Annotated in this window: 12 protein-coding genes; 6 read left to right on the top strand and 6 right to left on the bottom strand. The window is 70.4% G+C overall.

Translation table 11 applies throughout. From position 1 onward, the window contains the following. Positions 1–64: 64 nt before the first annotated feature. Positions 65–1,741: a PucR family transcriptional regulator ligand-binding domain-containing protein gene (locus ACIBUY_RS05595; RefSeq protein WP_365567254.1), complete on the bottom strand. Its 1,677-nt coding sequence runs from the start codon at positions 1,739–1,741 to the stop codon at positions 65–67. Between the two features lie 276 nt (positions 1,742–2,017). Here ACIBUY_RS05595 and ACIBUY_RS05590 point away from each other — a divergent pair, with 276 nt between their 5' ends. The 6 genes from ACIBUY_RS05590 to ACIBUY_RS05565 all read left to right on the top strand — a co-directional run bounded on the left by ACIBUY_RS05590 (position 2,018) and on the right by ACIBUY_RS05565 (position 10,103). Beyond that, positions 2,018–2,917 carry a xanthine dehydrogenase family protein subunit M gene (locus ACIBUY_RS05590; protein ID WP_365567252.1) on the top strand — a complete coding sequence of 300 codons (900 nt, stop codon included), beginning with the start codon at positions 2,018–2,020 and terminating at the stop codon, positions 2,915–2,917. Next, a complete protein-coding gene (locus tag ACIBUY_RS05585) occupies positions 2,917–3,525 on the top strand; it encodes a (2Fe-2S)-binding protein (protein ID WP_365567250.1) in 609 nt (202 codons plus the stop codon). The genes ACIBUY_RS05590 and ACIBUY_RS05585 overlap by 1 nt, the downstream gene beginning before the upstream one ends. Before the next feature lie 4 nt (positions 3,526–3,529). Further along, positions 3,530–5,923 carry a molybdopterin cofactor-binding domain-containing protein gene (locus ACIBUY_RS05580; protein ID WP_365567248.1) on the top strand — a complete coding sequence of 798 codons (2,394 nt, stop codon included), beginning with the start codon at positions 3,530–3,532 and terminating at the stop codon, positions 5,921–5,923. A gap of 156 nt (positions 5,924–6,079) precedes the next feature. Then, positions 6,080–7,534: an NCS2 family permease gene (locus ACIBUY_RS05575; RefSeq protein WP_399151890.1), complete on the top strand. Its 1,455-nt coding sequence runs from the start codon at positions 6,080–6,082 to the stop codon at positions 7,532–7,534. 51 nt (positions 7,535–7,585) lie between these two features. After that, entirely contained in the window at positions 7,586–8,734 is a 1,149-nt protein-coding gene (locus ACIBUY_RS05570; protein WP_399151889.1) for an XdhC family protein, read from the top strand. A gap of 127 nt (positions 8,735–8,861) precedes the next feature. Next, positions 8,862–10,103, top strand: coding sequence for a glycoside hydrolase family 6 protein (locus ACIBUY_RS05565; protein ID WP_399151888.1), 1,242 nt, complete (start codon positions 8,862–8,864; stop codon positions 10,101–10,103). A gap of 12 nt (positions 10,104–10,115) precedes the next feature. Here ACIBUY_RS05565 and ACIBUY_RS05560 read toward each other — a convergent pair whose 3' ends face one another. The 5 genes from ACIBUY_RS05560 to ACIBUY_RS05540 are packed head-to-tail and all read right to left on the bottom strand — an operon-like array spanning position 10,116 to position 14,041. Further along, on the bottom strand, positions 10,116–10,673 hold the full coding sequence (locus ACIBUY_RS05560) for a hypothetical protein (RefSeq protein WP_365567240.1): 558 nt from the start codon (positions 10,671–10,673) through the stop codon (positions 10,116–10,118). Positions 10,674–10,684: 11 nt separating this feature from the next. After that, on the bottom strand, positions 10,685–11,125 hold the full coding sequence (locus ACIBUY_RS05555) for a hypothetical protein (RefSeq protein ID WP_365567238.1): 441 nt from the start codon (positions 11,123–11,125) through the stop codon (positions 10,685–10,687). Between the two features lie 11 nt (positions 11,126–11,136). Beyond that, a complete protein-coding gene (locus ACIBUY_RS05550) occupies positions 11,137–11,967 on the bottom strand; it encodes a hypothetical protein (RefSeq protein WP_365567236.1) in 831 nt (276 codons plus the stop codon). Between the two features lie 29 nt (positions 11,968–11,996). Next, positions 11,997–12,440, bottom strand: a complete 444-nt coding sequence (locus ACIBUY_RS05545) for a hypothetical protein (RefSeq protein ID WP_399151887.1) — start codon at positions 12,438–12,440, stop codon at positions 11,997–11,999. Then, on the bottom strand, positions 12,437–14,041 hold the full coding sequence (locus ACIBUY_RS05540) for a hypothetical protein (protein ID WP_399151886.1): 1,605 nt from the start codon (positions 14,039–14,041) through the stop codon (positions 12,437–12,439). The genes ACIBUY_RS05545 and ACIBUY_RS05540 overlap by 4 nt, the downstream gene beginning before the upstream one ends. Positions 14,042–14,151: the final 110 nt, after the last annotated feature.

Raw genomic sequence — 14,151 nt, 5'->3', positions numbered from 1 at the left:
CACGGATCACGGGGCTCGGCCAAGGGGGTGGGTGAAAGATTTCACAAACCCGTGGGGTTGCGGATCAGCTCATGCGCAGGGCCAGGAAGAAGTCCAACTTGTCCTCCAGGCGCGACAGATCACGGTTCGTCAGCTGTTCGATGCGGCCGACGCGGTAGCGCAGCGTGTTGACGTGCAGGTGCAGACGCGTGGCACAGCGGGTCCACGAGCCGTCGCAGTCGAGGAACGCCTCCAGGGTCGGGATCAGCTCCGCGCGGTGCTTGCGGTCGTAGTCGCGCAGGGGGTCGAGGAGGCGCGCGGTGAAGGCGCGGCGCACGTCGTCCGGGACGAACGGGAGGAGCAGGACGTGCGAGGCCAGCTCCTGGTGGCCCGCCGCGCAGACGAGCCCCGTGCGGGCCGCCGCGACCCGACGGGCGTGCCGTGCCTCCTCCAGGGCGCCGCGCAGCCCCTCGGCCGAGTGCACGGCCGCGCTCACGCCGATCGTCAGGCGCCCGTCGTCGGCGAGCCCCGCGGACAGCGGGGCCCGCACGGTCTCCAACAGCGAGTCCGCGATCAGGCCCTGCTCGGAACCGTCGTGCTCCGCGGAGACCGCGGGCAGCGGCACCAGTGCGATGGCCTCGTCGCCGGTGTGCGCGACCGCGATCCGGTCGGACGGCTCGGGCCCGGACGAGAGCGGGTCGACCAGGATCTCCTCCAGGAGCGACTGGGCGACCGGGCCGCCCTCGATGGCCCCGCCGTCCCACTCGACGCGGGCCACGACGACCTGCCAGTGCGGGGCGGCGCCGAGGCCCGGCAGCAGCACCGGGGCCGCGACCCGCAGGCGCGCGGCGATCTCGGCCGGGGCCGCGCCCGTCTGCACCAGCTCCAGGACCTCCTGGGCGAGCCTGCGGCGTACCGTACGGGCCGCGTCGCGGCGGTCGCGCTCCACGGAGATCAGCTGGGTCACGCCCTGCAGGAGGTCGAGGCGCTCCTCGGGCCAGTCGCCCGCGTCCGCCTCGACGGCGAGCAGCCAGTCCGACAGGACGGTCTCGCGCACGTCCCGGGACGCGGGCGTCGCGCTCCGGCCACCGGTGCGGATTCCGAACACCGAGTACGTGGTGCCGTCGATGACGGCCCTGTGCGGGGCGCGGCGCCCGGCCCGGGTCGCCGAGAGGTGCTCCGCTGCCAGGCGCGCGCAGATGTCGGCGGGCAGATCGGGGCCCGCCGCGGTCGAGCCCGCGATCGCGCGGCCCGCGGGGGACAGCACCCAGGCCCGCAGGTCCAGGTCCGTGCCGAGCAGGTCGAGGACCACGTCGGGGCCGCCGCCCGCCGGGCCCGACGTCATCAGGCGCCGGTGGCGGTCGACCACGGCCGCGAGGTCGCCCGCACGCTCGCCCGATACCTGGCGCACGACGTGCTCGGTGATCGTCGCGAACGCCACCCGCTCGTTCACCGCGAACAGCGGCAGACGGTGCCGTACGCACGCCTGCACCAGGTCGTCGGGGATGTCGCCGAGCTCGGCCTCGCCGGCCGCGAGGGCCGCGACCCCGGCCGACGACAGGATCCGTACGAACGGCTCCGAGTCGTCCGCGTCACGGCGCCAGGCCAGGCCCGTCAGGACCAGCTCGCCGCCGGACAGATAGCGGCTCGGGTCCCGCAGGTCCGTGGTCATCACGCCTCGCACGGTGCGGTCCAATTCGTCCTCGCCGCCGAGGAGCCTGAGGCCCAGCGCGTCCGTGTCCAGCAATGCGCGCAGCCGCATGTCGTCGTCGCCGCCGATCTGTCTCGATCTGTTTCTTCGGTTTCTTCGGGAAAACGAAGAGGTTACTGATGTTCGCTGTTCATACGAATCTACAAGACACCCGTCTTGGTCAGCCAACTCCTTCATGGTTTCCGTGACTGACCCTGGCGGAGCACAGGGCGGTGTACTTGCCCCACTCCGCGTTAACAGCACATGAACGAGCCCCCGTGATCCGCACATCCGTGGCTCGATCCGATCGAACGAACCACGCACGAACGACGTAGAAGAGAGCCACTCATGGACTTCCTTCGCCCCGCCAGCTGGGAGGAGGCGCTCGCCGCCAAGGCCGAGCACCCCACAGCTGTGCCGATTGCGGGTGGCACCGATGTCATGGTCGAGATCAACTTCGACCACCGCCGGCCCGAGTACCTCCTGGACCTCAACCGCATCAGCGAGCTGAGCGAGTGGGAGGTGGGCGAGGGCTCCAACGGCACGGTCCGCCTCGGCGCCTCCGTTCCGTACACCAAGATCATGGAGAACCTGCGGACCGAGCTGCCGGGTCTGGCGCTCGCCTCGCACACGGTCGCCTCGCCGCAGATCCGCAACCGCGGCGGCGTCGGCGGCAACCTCGGCACCGCCTCGCCCGCCGGTGACGCCCACCCGGCGCTGCTCGCGAGCGGCTGCGAGGTCGAGGTCGCCTCGGTGCGCGGCACCCGCATGATCCCGATCGACGAGTTCTACACGGGCGTGAAGCGCAACGCGCTCGCCCAGGACGAGCTGATCCGCGCCGTCCACCTGCCCAAGGCCGACGGCCCGCAGCAGTACTCGAAGGTCGGCACCCGCAACGCCATGGTGATCGCCGTGTGCGCCTTCGGTCTCGCGGTGCACCCCGAGACCCGGACCGTGCGCACCGGCATCGGCTCGGCCGCGCCCACCCCGGTCCGCGCCAAGGAGGCCGAGGCGTTCCTCAACGCCGCGCTCGAAGAGGGCGGGTTCTGGGACAACGGCAAGATCATCACCCCGTCGGTCGCCAAGCAGTTCGCGGACCTGTGCTCCGCCGCCTGCAACCCGATCGACGACGTGCGCGGCACCGCCTCGTACCGCCGTCACGCGGTCGGCATCATGGCCCGCCGCACGCTCACCTGGGCCTGGGAGTCCTACCGCGGCGACGCCGCCCGTTCGGAGGGAGTCGCGTAATGCGCGTCAATTTCACGGTCAACGGCCGTAAGCAGGAAGCCGACGACGTCTGGGAGGGCGAGTCCCTGCTGTACGTCCTGCGCGAGCGCATGGGCCTGCCCGGCTCGAAGAACGCCTGCGAGCAGGGCGAGTGCGGTTCCTGCACCGTCCGCCTGGACGGCGTACCGGTGTGTTCGTGTCTGGTCGCCGCCGGACAGGCCGAGGGCCGCGAGGTCGTCACCGTCGAGGGCCTCGCCGACTTCGCCAAGAACCGCGACGCCTGCGGCTCCCACCAGGGCGGCGCCTGCGGCAGCAAGGGCACCTCGATCCAGGAGGCCCAGGGCTGGTCCGCGAAGGGCACCGACTCGCAGACCGGCGAGGGCGTCGAACTCTCCCCGATCCAGCAGGCGTTCATCGACGCGGGCGCCGTCCAGTGCGGCTTCTGCACCCCGGGTCTGCTGGTCGCCGCCGACGAGATGCTCGAGCGCACCCCGAACCCGTCCGACGCGGACATCCGCGAGGCCCTCTCCGGCAACCTGTGCCGCTGCACGGGCTACGAGAAGATCATGGACGCCGTGCGTCTCGCCGCCGCGCGCCAGTCCGCAGCAGTTCCGAGTCAGGGGGCCTGAGGACATGGCTGACACACGTACCACCGGCATCCCGTTCAACGTCACGCAGGGCGCGACCAAGGGCGGCATCGGCGAGTCGACGCTGCGCCCCGACGGCACCCTGAAGGTCACCGGCGAGTTCGCGTACTCGTCCGACATGTGGCACGAGGAGATGCTGTGGGGCCAGATCCTGCGCTCCACCGTCGCCCACGCCGAGATCGTGTCCATCGACACCTCCGAGGCGCTCAAGACCTCCGGCGTCCACGCCGTCCTGACCGCCGACGACCTGCCGGCCGCGAAGAACTACGGCATGGAGTTCCAGGACACCCCGGTGCTCGCCTACGGCAAGGTCCGCCACCACGGTGAGCCGGTCGCCCTCGTCGCCGCCGACCACCCGGAGACCGCGCGCCGCGCCGCCGCCAAGATCAAGGTCGAGTACCGCGAGCTGCCGCTCATCACCGACGAGGCCTCGGCAACCGCGCCGGACGCGATCCTGGTCCACGAGAACCGGGACGACCACCACGCCGGCCACGTCCCGCACCCGAACATCGTGCACCGCCAGCCGATCATCCGCGGCAACGCGGCGGAGGCCGCCAAGAAGGCCGACGTCATCGTCAAGGGCGAGTACACCTTCGGCATGCAGGACCAGGCCTTCCTCGGCCCGGAGTCCGGCCTCGCGGTGCCCGCCGAGGACGGCGGCGTCGACCTGTACGTCGCCACCCAGTGGCTGCACTCGGACCTCAAGCAGATCGCGCCCTGCCTCGGCCTGCCCGAGGAGAAGGTGCGGATGACGATGGCCGGCGTCGGCGGTGCGTTCGGCGGCCGCGAGGACATCTCGATGCAGATCCTCGCCTCCGTGCTCGCGCTGCGCACGAACAAGCCGGTCAAGATGGTCTACAACCGCTTCGAGTCCTTCTTCGGACACGTGCACCGTCACCCGGCCAAGCTCACTTACGAGCACGGCGCCACCAAGGACGGCAAGCTCACGCACCTCAAGTGCAAGATCGTCCTCGACGGCGGCGCGTACGCGTCGTCCACCGCCTCGGTCGTCGGCAACGCCGCGTCCCTGTCGGTCGGCCCCTACGTCGTCGACGACGTGGAGATCGAGGCGATCGGCCTCTACTCCAACAACCCGCCCTGCGGCGCGATGCGCGGCTTCGGCGCGGTCCAGGCGTGCTTCGCGTACGAGGCGCAGATGGACAAGGTCGCGGCCAAGCTGGGCATGGACCCGGTGGAGTTCCGGCAGAAGAACGCCATGTCGCAGGGGACGATCATGCCGACCGGGCAGCCGGTCGACGCCCCCGCGCCGGTCGCCGAACTGCTGCGCCGCGTCAAGGCCCGCCCCATGCCGCCGGAGCGCCAGTGGGAGTCCAGCGAGGGCGCCGACGTGCGCGCGCTGCCCGGCGGTCTGTCCAACACCACGCACGGCGAGGGCGTCGTCCGCGGCGTCGGCTACGCGGTCGGCATCAAGAACGTCGGCTTCTCCGAGGGCTTCGACGACTACTCGACCGCGAAGATCCGCATCGAGGTCATCAACGGCGAGGCCGTCGCCACCGTCCACACCGCCGCGGCGGAGGTCGGCCAGGGCGGCGTCACCATCCACGCCCAGATCGCCCGCACCGAGCTCGGTGTCCAGCAGGTCACCATCCACCCCGCCGACACGCAGGTGGGCTCGGCCGGTTCGACCTCCGCGGGCCGTCAGACGTACATGACCGGCGGCGCCATCAAGAACTCCTGCTCCCTCGTCCGCGAGAAGGTCCTGGAGATCGGCCGGCGCAAGTTCGGCTCCTACCACCCGGCCTGGGCCAACGCCGAACTCCTCCTGGAGGGCGGCAAGGTCGTCACCGACGGCGGCGAGGCGCTCGCCTCGATCGTCGACGTCCTGGAGGACGAGGCGGTGGAGATCGAGGAGGAGTGGAGGCACCGCCCCACCGAGGCCTTCGACCTCGTCACCGGGCAGGGCAACGGCCACGTCCAGTACGCGTTCGCCGCGCACCGAGCGGTCGTCGAGGTCGACACCGAGCTCGGCCTGGTCAAGGTCATCGAACTGGCCTGTGCGCAGGACGTCGGCAAGGCGCTCAACCCGCTCTCCGTCATCGGCCAGATCCAGGGTGGCACCACCCAGGGCCTGGGCGTGGCGGTGATGGAGGAGATCATCGTCGACCCGAAGACCGCGAAGGTGCGCAACCCCTCCTTCACGGACTACCTGATCCCGACCCTCCTCGACACGCCGACCATCCCGGTCGACTACCTCGAACTGGCGGACCCGAACGCGCCGTACGGCGTGCGCGGCATCGGCGAAGCCCCGACCCTGTCGTCCACCCCGGCCGTCCTCGCGGCGATCCGGAACGCGACGGGTCTGGAGCTCAACCGGACTCCCGTCCGGCCCGAGCACCTGACCGGCACGGCTTCGGCCTGACCTGTCGGCGACCCGGCCCCCACGGGCCGGGTCGCGCGGAACACCACCACGAGCAGTCCGTCTCGGGCCGTCCCCCGGGTCGTGCAGCCATCCCAAATCCCGCAATCTCCACCGCAGTTCGCGGGTGCCCCTTTGAACCTTGGGAAACGAGGCACCATGACCCAGCAGTCCCTGGAGCCGAAGACCGCCGACGACGCGGGCGCGGGTACGCGCCAGCCCGCCGGCAGGTCTTGGCTCGACCGGTACTTCCACATATCCGAACGAGGATCCTCCGTCGCACGAGAGGTGCGCGGCGGCGTCACGACCTTCATGGCCATGGCGTACATCCTGCTGCTCAACCCCCTGATCCTGTCCGGCAAGGACGCCGCCGGTGACACCCTGGGCCAGAAGGCCCTGATCACCGCGACAGCCTTCGCCGCCGCGTTCACCACGCTCCTGATGGGCTTCGTCGGCAAGGTCCCGCTCGCCCTTGCCGCGGGTCTGTCCGTCTCCGGTGTGATCTCCTCGCAGGTCGCCCCCGAGATGACCTGGCCGCAGGCCATGGGCATGTGCGTGATGTACGGCGTCGTGATCATGCTGCTCGTCGTCACCGGGCTGCGCGAGATGATCATGAATGCGATCCCGCTCGCGCTCAAGCACGGCATCACCATGGGCATCGGCCTGTTCATCGCCCTGATCGGCCTCTACAAGTCCGGCTTCGTGCAGGTCGGCAAGGCCACTCCGCTCACGCTCGGCAAGACCGGCGAACTCGCCGGCTGGCCCGTGCTGCTCTTCGCGGGCACGCTCCTGCTGATCTTCATGCTGCAGGCGCGCAACACCCCCGGCGCGATCCTCATCGGCATCGTCACCGGCACCGTCGTCGCGATGATCCTGAACGCGCTCGACGTGATCAACCCCAAGCAGTGGGCCAACGGGGCACCGGAGTTGCACGGCAGCGCCGTCTCCACGCCCGACTTCTCGCTCTTCGGGAAAGTCGAGTTCGGCGGCTGGGGCGAAGTCGGCGCGATGACGGTCGGCATGATCGTCTTCACGCTCGTGCTCGCCGGGTTCTTCGACGCGATGGCCACCATCATCGGCGTCGGCACCGAGGCCAACCTGGCCGACGACAAGGGCCGCATGCCCGGCCTGTCCAAGGCGCTGTTCATCGACGGCGCCGGCGGTGCGATCGGCGGCGTCGCGGGCGGCTCGGGCCAGACCGTGTTCGTCGAGTCGGCGACGGGTGTGGGCGAAGGTGCCCGCACGGGTCTCGCCTCCGCCGTCACCGGCCTGTTCTTCGCGGCCTGCCTCTTCTTCACCCCGGTCACCGCGATCGTCCCGCAGGAGGTCGCGTCGGCCGCCCTCGTCGTCATCGGCGCGATGATGATGATGAACGCCCGGCACGTCGACTGGGCCGACCGCGCCACCGCGATCCCGGTGTTCCTCACCGTGGTCCTGATGCCCTTCACGTACACCATCACCACCGGTGTGGCCGCGGGCGTCATCTCCTGGGTCGCCATCAAGATCGCCCAGGGCAAGGCCCGGGAGATCGGGGCCTTCATGTGGGGCCTGACGGTGATCTTCCTCGTGTACTTCGCCCTCAACCCGATCGAGAGCTGGATGGGCGTCCACTGACGTCGCGTCACTCCGTTCGTCGATCCTCGTAACCGCTAAGGAGACCGAGACATGCTGGACATCGCCGAAGAGCTCAACCGGTGGGTCGAGCAGGGACGCGACTTCGCCGTGGCCACCGTGGTGGCCGTCGGCGGGAGCGCGCCCCGCCAGCCGGGCGCCGCACTCGCCGTCGACAGCGACGGCACCGCGATCGGCTCGGTCTCCGGCGGTTGCGTGGAGGGCGCGGTCTACGAGCTGTGCCGCGTGGCGCTCGAGGACGGCGTCACGCACGTCGAGCGCTTCGGATACAGCGACGACGACGCCTTCGCCGTGGGTCTGACCTGCGGCGGCATCATTGACATCCTCGTCACGCCGGTACGCGCCTCGGACGAGGCCGTACGCGGCGTGCTGGCGGCCGCGCTGGCCGCCGCCGCCACGGGGGAGGCGGCGGCGATCGCGCGGATCGTGGCGGGTCCCGCCGAACTCATGGGCCGCGCCCTGCTGGTGCGCCCCGACGGCTCGACCGAGGGCGGCTTCGGCGCCCACCCCGAACTGGACCGCACGGTCACCGAGGAGGCACGCGCCCACCTCGACGCGGGCCGCACCGCCACCCTGGAGATCGGAGAGCAGGGCTCGCGCTGCGGAGCACCGCTCACGCTGCTCGTCGAGTCCTCCGTGCCCGCGCCCCGGATGATCGTCTTCGGTGCGATCGACTTCGCGTCGGCCCTGGTCCGGATGGGCAAGTACCTCGGCTACCACGTCACCGTGTGCGACGCGCGGCCCGTCTTCGCGACGCCCGCCCGCTTCCCCGACGCCGACGAGATCGTCGTCGAGTGGCCCCACGCGTACCTGGAGCGCACGGAGGTCGACGGCCGCACCGTGCTGTGCGTGCTGACCCACGACGCCAAGTTCGACGTGCCGCTGCTGCAGCTCGCGCTGCGCCTGCCCGTCGCCTACGTCGGCGCCATGGGTTCGCGCCGCACCCACCTCGACCGCAACGAGCGCCTGCGCGAAGTCGGCGTCACCGAGCTGGAGTTGGCCCGCCTGCGGTCGCCCATCGGCCTCGACCTCGGCGCGCGTACGCCGGAGGAGGTCGCGGTGTCCATCGCCGGGGAGATCGTGGCGAACCGGCGGGGCGGCAGCGGTGTCTCGCTGACCGGGGCGCACACCCCGATCCACCACGAGGCCAGGGAGACCCGGCGGATCGGGTCGGTGGCCTGAGGCGGGCCGGGACCGCGGTCCCGGCCCCAACACCCGCCCCGTGCACATCCCTTGACGCCACCAGCGTCACCCCCGACCCTCAATGGGAGCGCTCCCAAAACCGCCCTTGCGACCCAGGAGTGAACCCGTGCGAGGTCCCCTCAGACGTGCGCCCAGAGGTACGCCCAGACGTACGCGTACCAACAGACGTGCGCGTACGCACAGACGCGGCTCGGCCGCCATAGCCGCCCTGTCCGTCGCGCTGGCCGCGCTGGTGTACGCCGGTCCCGCGGCCACCGCGGCCGAGAGCGACACCGTGACCGGCACCCGCCTCTACACCCCCGACCCCAACCCCGACGCCCTGCGCCAGGTCATCCGCCTGGTGCGGTCCGGGCAGTACCAGGACGCGGCCCGCATCACCGCCATGATCGCGACCCCGCAGGCCGTCTGGTTCGGCGACCAGAGCCCGGCCGAGGTCGAGAAGCTCGCCCGGGACGTCGCCCGGGACGCGGATCGGCGCGACGCCGTCCCCGTGTTCGCCCTGTACAACATTCCCGGCCGCGACTGCTCCAACTACTCGGCGGGCGGCGCCGCGAACACCGCCGAGTACGAGGCGTGGATCGACGCCGTGGCCCGCGGCATCGGCTCCCGCGACGCCCTGGTGATCCTCGAACCCGACGCGCTCGCCCTGCTCCCCGCGGACTGCGGCCAGGACGACGCCGAGGGCACGAAGACCGCCGCCCGGTACGCCGAAGTGAACTACGCCGTCGGCAAGTTGGAGCCCCTGAGCGGTACCCGGGTCTACCTCGACACCGGGCACCCGGGCTGGCACACCGTCAGCTCGATCGTGCCGCGCCTGATCAAGGGCGGCGTGCTGCACGCCTCCGGCTTCTACACCAACGCCTCGAACTACAACACCGACGACGCCAACTCCTGGTACGGCAAGCTGATTTCGTCGTGCATCGCGTACGTCGAAGGAGGCGGGGACGTCGCCGCCTGCCCGAACCAGTGGTGGCCGCGGGCGGACGCGCAGTCCTGGATCGACGCCAACGTCCATGTGCCCGCCTCCCGCATGACGCACTTCGTGACCGACTCCAGCCGCAACGGGCAGGGGCCGTGGACGCCGCCGGCCGGCAAGTACACCGACCCGCAGGACTGGTGCAACCCGCCGAACCGCGGGCTCGGCGCCCGCCCGACCCTGCGCACCGGCGATCCCCTGCAGGACGCGCGGCTGTGGATCAAGACGCCGGGGGAGTCGGACGGGCTGTGTCTGCGCGGGACGGCCGGGCCCGAGGATCCGGAGCGGGGCACCGTCGACCCGGACGCGGGGGACTGGTTCCCGCAGCAGGCCCTCGAGCTGGTGCGGTACGCCAATCCCCCTGTCCTGTGAGGGAGTTGCCGGCTAGGTCACCGGCAGGATGCGGATGGAGGGGTGCACCTCGGTGTTGAGGTACAGCTTCTCCGGCTTGCCCTCCTGCTCCAGCTCCAGGATCAGCCGGTAGCGGTACAGACCCGGCTTCGCGGTGCTCAGGACCGTGCCCGCCCAGTAGTAGTACACGGGCGTGAGCGGCGAACGCATCCGGTCCGGCATCCCGTAGATCTTGAGCTCGGTGAAGATCTTCCGTTCGGCGACGTCTTCCTCGTCACCCTGCTCGGTGTCGAGGAAGACGATGCTGTTGATCTTCGGCATCGGCGGCCAGGTGTTGTCGAGCCGCTTGTCCATGTCGATGGGGCGCACGATCCAGTTGAGCACCTGCCCCTGCTTGCACACCGTCTCCAGGTGCGAGGTGCCCTGGCCGGTCCCGCCGACGCTGTTGTCCATCATGTACATCGCGTCGCTCAGGGAGCCGCTCTGCGCCGCCCGCTCCATGTTGACGAGCGTGACGATGTTGAGCTGCACCGAGTTCAGCTGACCCTGGTTCTGCTTCTCGGCGACGAAGTCGCCCGTACGCGTGGCCATCGTCTCCCCCTTCACGCCTGGCCGGTCAGCGCCGGCATCGCGGTCGTCACGATCGGTTCGGTCCGCGTGCCGACCTTGAACGCGATGCGGTAGCCGACGCCCTGGGGCGCGTCCCGCTTCACCGTCCCGATCCAGTACGCGACGTCGGTGCCCGGATACACCTTGCGGACGGGCTCGCACACGTCAGGGTCGATGTCGATCCCGTCGATCGCCACGTACGCCTCGCACTCCAACGCCAGGACGTTCCAGAGGAGTTGGTCGCCGCGGCGCACCTGGGTGCGTAACTCCTCCGTGCCGAGGCCGGCCGAGCCGCCCGCCTTGTTGGTGTCGTACAGGTACAGGTGGCCCTGCACGCTGCCGGACGCGAGCGCGCCCACGCAGTCGAGCACGGCGGTGATCATGATGGGCCGCTTCGTCACGGTCTCCCGTGGCTGCCTCGGTTTCGTGGCCATGCGAACTCTCCTTACGGCTGGGCGGGCGACTGTGAGGGGGCGGCCGGGTCGGCGGGGACGGGCGGGACGGGGAGCATGCCGAGCCCCGCCTTCGTGAACGCGTTGCGCCGCGGCTGCGAGGTGATACGCAGCTTCGACTCGCACGTCATGTTGACCGGCTCCCACAGGAGCGCGTCCTCGCGGTGCACGAGCCGGTGCAGCTGGATGCGCATCGAGTACGTGTAGGTCCCGGGCCGCGACGAGTCGACCGTCGCCGACCAGTACCAGCCGTCGGTCACCAGGTCGGGGGAGCCGTACTCGGCGGGGTACATGATCTTCTCGTCGACCGCCTCGCCGTAGATGTCGGTGATGACGGGCGCCGGATAGCTGTGCGTACCGGCATCCTCGTCGGTGACGACGTTGCCGGTGACGTCGAGGATCTTCTGGTCGGACAGCCTGCCGCGGGTGCGCCGGGTCGTCTTCACGCGGGTGCCGACGGAGGCGCTGATCCGGTCCACCTCCGCCGTCCGGTCGGCGCCCGACACGTGCGCGCCCGTGAGGGAGCCGAGCGCGGCCAGGGCCTGCTGGTCGCTCTGTCGCGCACGGTCGGTGGTGTAGCCGCGCGGGACCGTCGGCGGGATCGAACCGAGGCTGTACGGCAGCCAGTTGAGCACCTGCTCGCCGGCCTGGGATCCGTCGCCCCAGGTCGATCCGTTGATGGCGGTCTCGAGGTCGCCGGTGCCCTGCCCCTCGGAGCCGTGCAGCTTCATGTTGTCGAACAGATAGGTGTTGCCGTCGAGCGTGCCGGACGCGAGGGCGGTGCCGACGTCCACGAGCACGATGATCGCCAGTTGCTGGGCCATGGGGTTCCTGCCTCACTCCTTGTGGGGGTTCACGCGCACATCAGGGCGGGCGAGTCGACGTGCAGGATGCTGTGGTCGCCCTCGTACATCTGGAGTTCGAGGCGATAGCGGTAGGGCACGCCGGGGGTCAGGTACGCGGGGACCACGCCGGTCCACACGTTCAGTTCGAGCGACTCGCCGCCCTCGTCGGAACCGGGCGCGGAACCGGGCGCGGAGCCGTTCGTGTCGGAGTCGCCCGGTCCGCCGAGGAAGGTGATGCTCCTGATGTCGACGGGGGTCTGGAGGTCGACGGCGAGTGCCGTCCACTGGATGACCTGACCGGGCACGACGACCGTGCACAGCTCGGCCGTTCCCTGGCTCTGCGACGCGAAGTCCCCGTTGTCCACGAGGCAGAGATTTCCGCCCAGGAGCGAGCCGTCGGAAAGCGCTCCGATGACGTCGACCACGGCCGTGATGTTCACCTGCGGTTTCATGTCTGCTCCTGTCCGACGAGTGGTTCGTGCGCGTACGGAGCCCGGTCCCGAACCAGCGGCACCTTTCCCACGTCCGTCCGTTCGATTTCGGGCGACATTCGGTGCACGAATTTGAGCTCGAACGAATATCCGGTCTTTTCGATGGAGGCAGGATTCGCCTCTCCGTGGTTGAACAGGGAGAGCGACCGGGGCAACGCATTCACGAACAGGGCCTGTACGCCCTGCGCGCCGAGCGCCGATTCGGTGCGGTAGTTCAGCGTCACCAGGTCGTCGACGGACGCGAGAAGCGTGATGGTCCGCGCCTCCCGCGCGTTCACGAACTGGATCTCGTGCGCCGCCTCGTCCAGATCGACCACCTGGGCCGCCCGCAAGGCGTCCCGCACGGCGGCATAGGCCCGCGGGGCCGAGTACTGGCTGTCGTTGATGTGCAGGACGTCGCCGGTGCGGCCGACGAACTCGAACCGTTCGGTACGCAGCCCCGGGCCGTCCCGGCGCGGCCTGCGGATCATCCGGTCGCCCAGTTTGAGGCGGAGCAGCGGCGCCTCGTGCGCGTGCAGCCGGGTCACGACGAGCTCACCCTCCTCGCCCTCGTCGACCCAGCGCCCCCGCTCGTCCACGATCTCGATCAGATGGAGCCCCGGCACCGCCGCCAACTCCTCCGACTCCTCGCTCAGTTGGAGGCCGATCGTCTCCGCCTGCGTCGCCGCGAAGTAGCTGAGGATCGTCAGGTTCGGGTACATCGCCCGCAGCTCGGCCCGCTTGCGCTGCGGCAGGACGCCGCTGCCGTACAGGGCCACCCGGAAGCTCTCCTTGGCCTGCTGGGACATCCCGGCGCCGATGTCGGCGAGGATCGCGATGCCCGCCGAGATGCCCATCAGCGCCTTGGGGCCCCGATACGAGAACATGTGCTCCAGGACCGGGGCGGTGACCGGCCCCGCGCCCACGTAGTTGACGCCCGGCACGCGCTGGAGCACCCCGCCGACCATCGTGCCGCTGCTCCACATCTGGTAGTCGGCGAGCGTGGTGAACAGCCACTTCGGGTCGGCGCCCGCCAGCCGGTCACCCAGTTGGTACGTGCCCAGGAAGCGGCCCGCGATCTCGTACGTGTCCTGCAACTCCCGCAAGGAGTACACGGTTTCGAGCGGTCGGCCGCTGCTCGTGCCGCCGCTCGCCACGATCTCGAAGCGGCCGTCGTCGAGGGGTACGACGAGGCCGGGGCGCGTGTCCATGAAGAGGTCGCGCTGGACGTCCTTGTCGGACAGGGGGATGTGCTGCCAGTCCTCGAACGACTCCGGCGCGCGCACGATCCCGGCGCCCTCAAGACGTGCCTGCCAGGCCGGGTTCAGCAGCGTCGTGTGCACCATCTGCTGCAGCCTGCGCAGCACGAGGGCGTCCTGGACCGCGTGCGGCAGCGTGCCGTACGGCGCCCCGCAGATCCGCTCGCACTCCGCGAGCTTGCTCGCGAACGACGGCAGCGCGGCGACGACGTCGCTCGACTGGGGCCTCAACTCCCAGTCGGGTATGAGGTGTTCGGCCAGCGAGCGGAGGTCGCCCGGCGGCCCGGTGGCGGGACGGCCTCCCGACGGATGCGTGATGCTCATGCGGTCGTGGTCCTTTCGTCGTCCGGGAACGCCCCTTCACGGGCGCTCCTGTTCATGGGCGCTCCTGTTCACGGGAGCTGTTCACGGGTGCTGTTCACGGGTACCGCGCC

It is taken from the genome of Streptomyces sp. NPDC050085, assembly GCF_044460595.1.
In the GTDB taxonomy this organism is placed as follows: domain Bacteria; phylum Actinomycetota; class Actinomycetes; order Streptomycetales; family Streptomycetaceae; genus Streptomyces.
The sequence above is the reverse complement of the archived record's forward strand: the minus strand, read 5'-3'. Positions and strand labels throughout refer to the sequence as shown.

Excerpts from the sequence above, each read along its gene's own strand:
- ACIBUY_RS05595 (WP_365567254.1), bottom strand. The coding sequence starts at position 1,741 with ATGCGGCTGCGCGCATTGCTGGACACGGACGCGCTGGGCCTCAGGCTC.
- ACIBUY_RS05590 (WP_365567252.1), top strand. The coding sequence starts at position 2,018 with ATGGACTTCCTTCGCCCCGCCAGCTGGGAGGAGGCGCTCGCCGCCAAG.
- ACIBUY_RS05585 (WP_365567250.1), top strand. The coding sequence starts at position 2,917 with ATGCGCGTCAATTTCACGGTCAACGGCCGTAAGCAGGAAGCCGACGAC.
- ACIBUY_RS05580 (WP_365567248.1), top strand. The coding sequence starts at position 3,530 with ATGGCTGACACACGTACCACCGGCATCCCGTTCAACGTCACGCAGGGC.
- ACIBUY_RS05575 (WP_399151890.1), top strand. The coding sequence starts at position 6,080 with ATGACCCAGCAGTCCCTGGAGCCGAAGACCGCCGACGACGCGGGCGCG.
- ACIBUY_RS05570 (WP_399151889.1), top strand. The coding sequence starts at position 7,586 with ATGCTGGACATCGCCGAAGAGCTCAACCGGTGGGTCGAGCAGGGACGC.
- ACIBUY_RS05560 (WP_365567240.1), bottom strand. The coding sequence starts at position 10,673 with ATGGCCACGCGTACGGGCGACTTCGTCGCCGAGAAGCAGAACCAGGGT.
- ACIBUY_RS05555 (WP_365567238.1), bottom strand. The coding sequence starts at position 11,125 with ATGGCCACGAAACCGAGGCAGCCACGGGAGACCGTGACGAAGCGGCCC.
- ACIBUY_RS05550 (WP_365567236.1), bottom strand. The coding sequence starts at position 11,967 with ATGGCCCAGCAACTGGCGATCATCGTGCTCGTGGACGTCGGCACCGCC.
- ACIBUY_RS05545 (WP_399151887.1), bottom strand. The coding sequence starts at position 12,440 with ATGAAACCGCAGGTGAACATCACGGCCGTGGTCGACGTCATCGGAGCG.
- ACIBUY_RS05540 (WP_399151886.1), bottom strand. The coding sequence starts at position 14,041 with ATGAGCATCACGCATCCGTCGGGAGGCCGTCCCGCCACCGGGCCGCCG.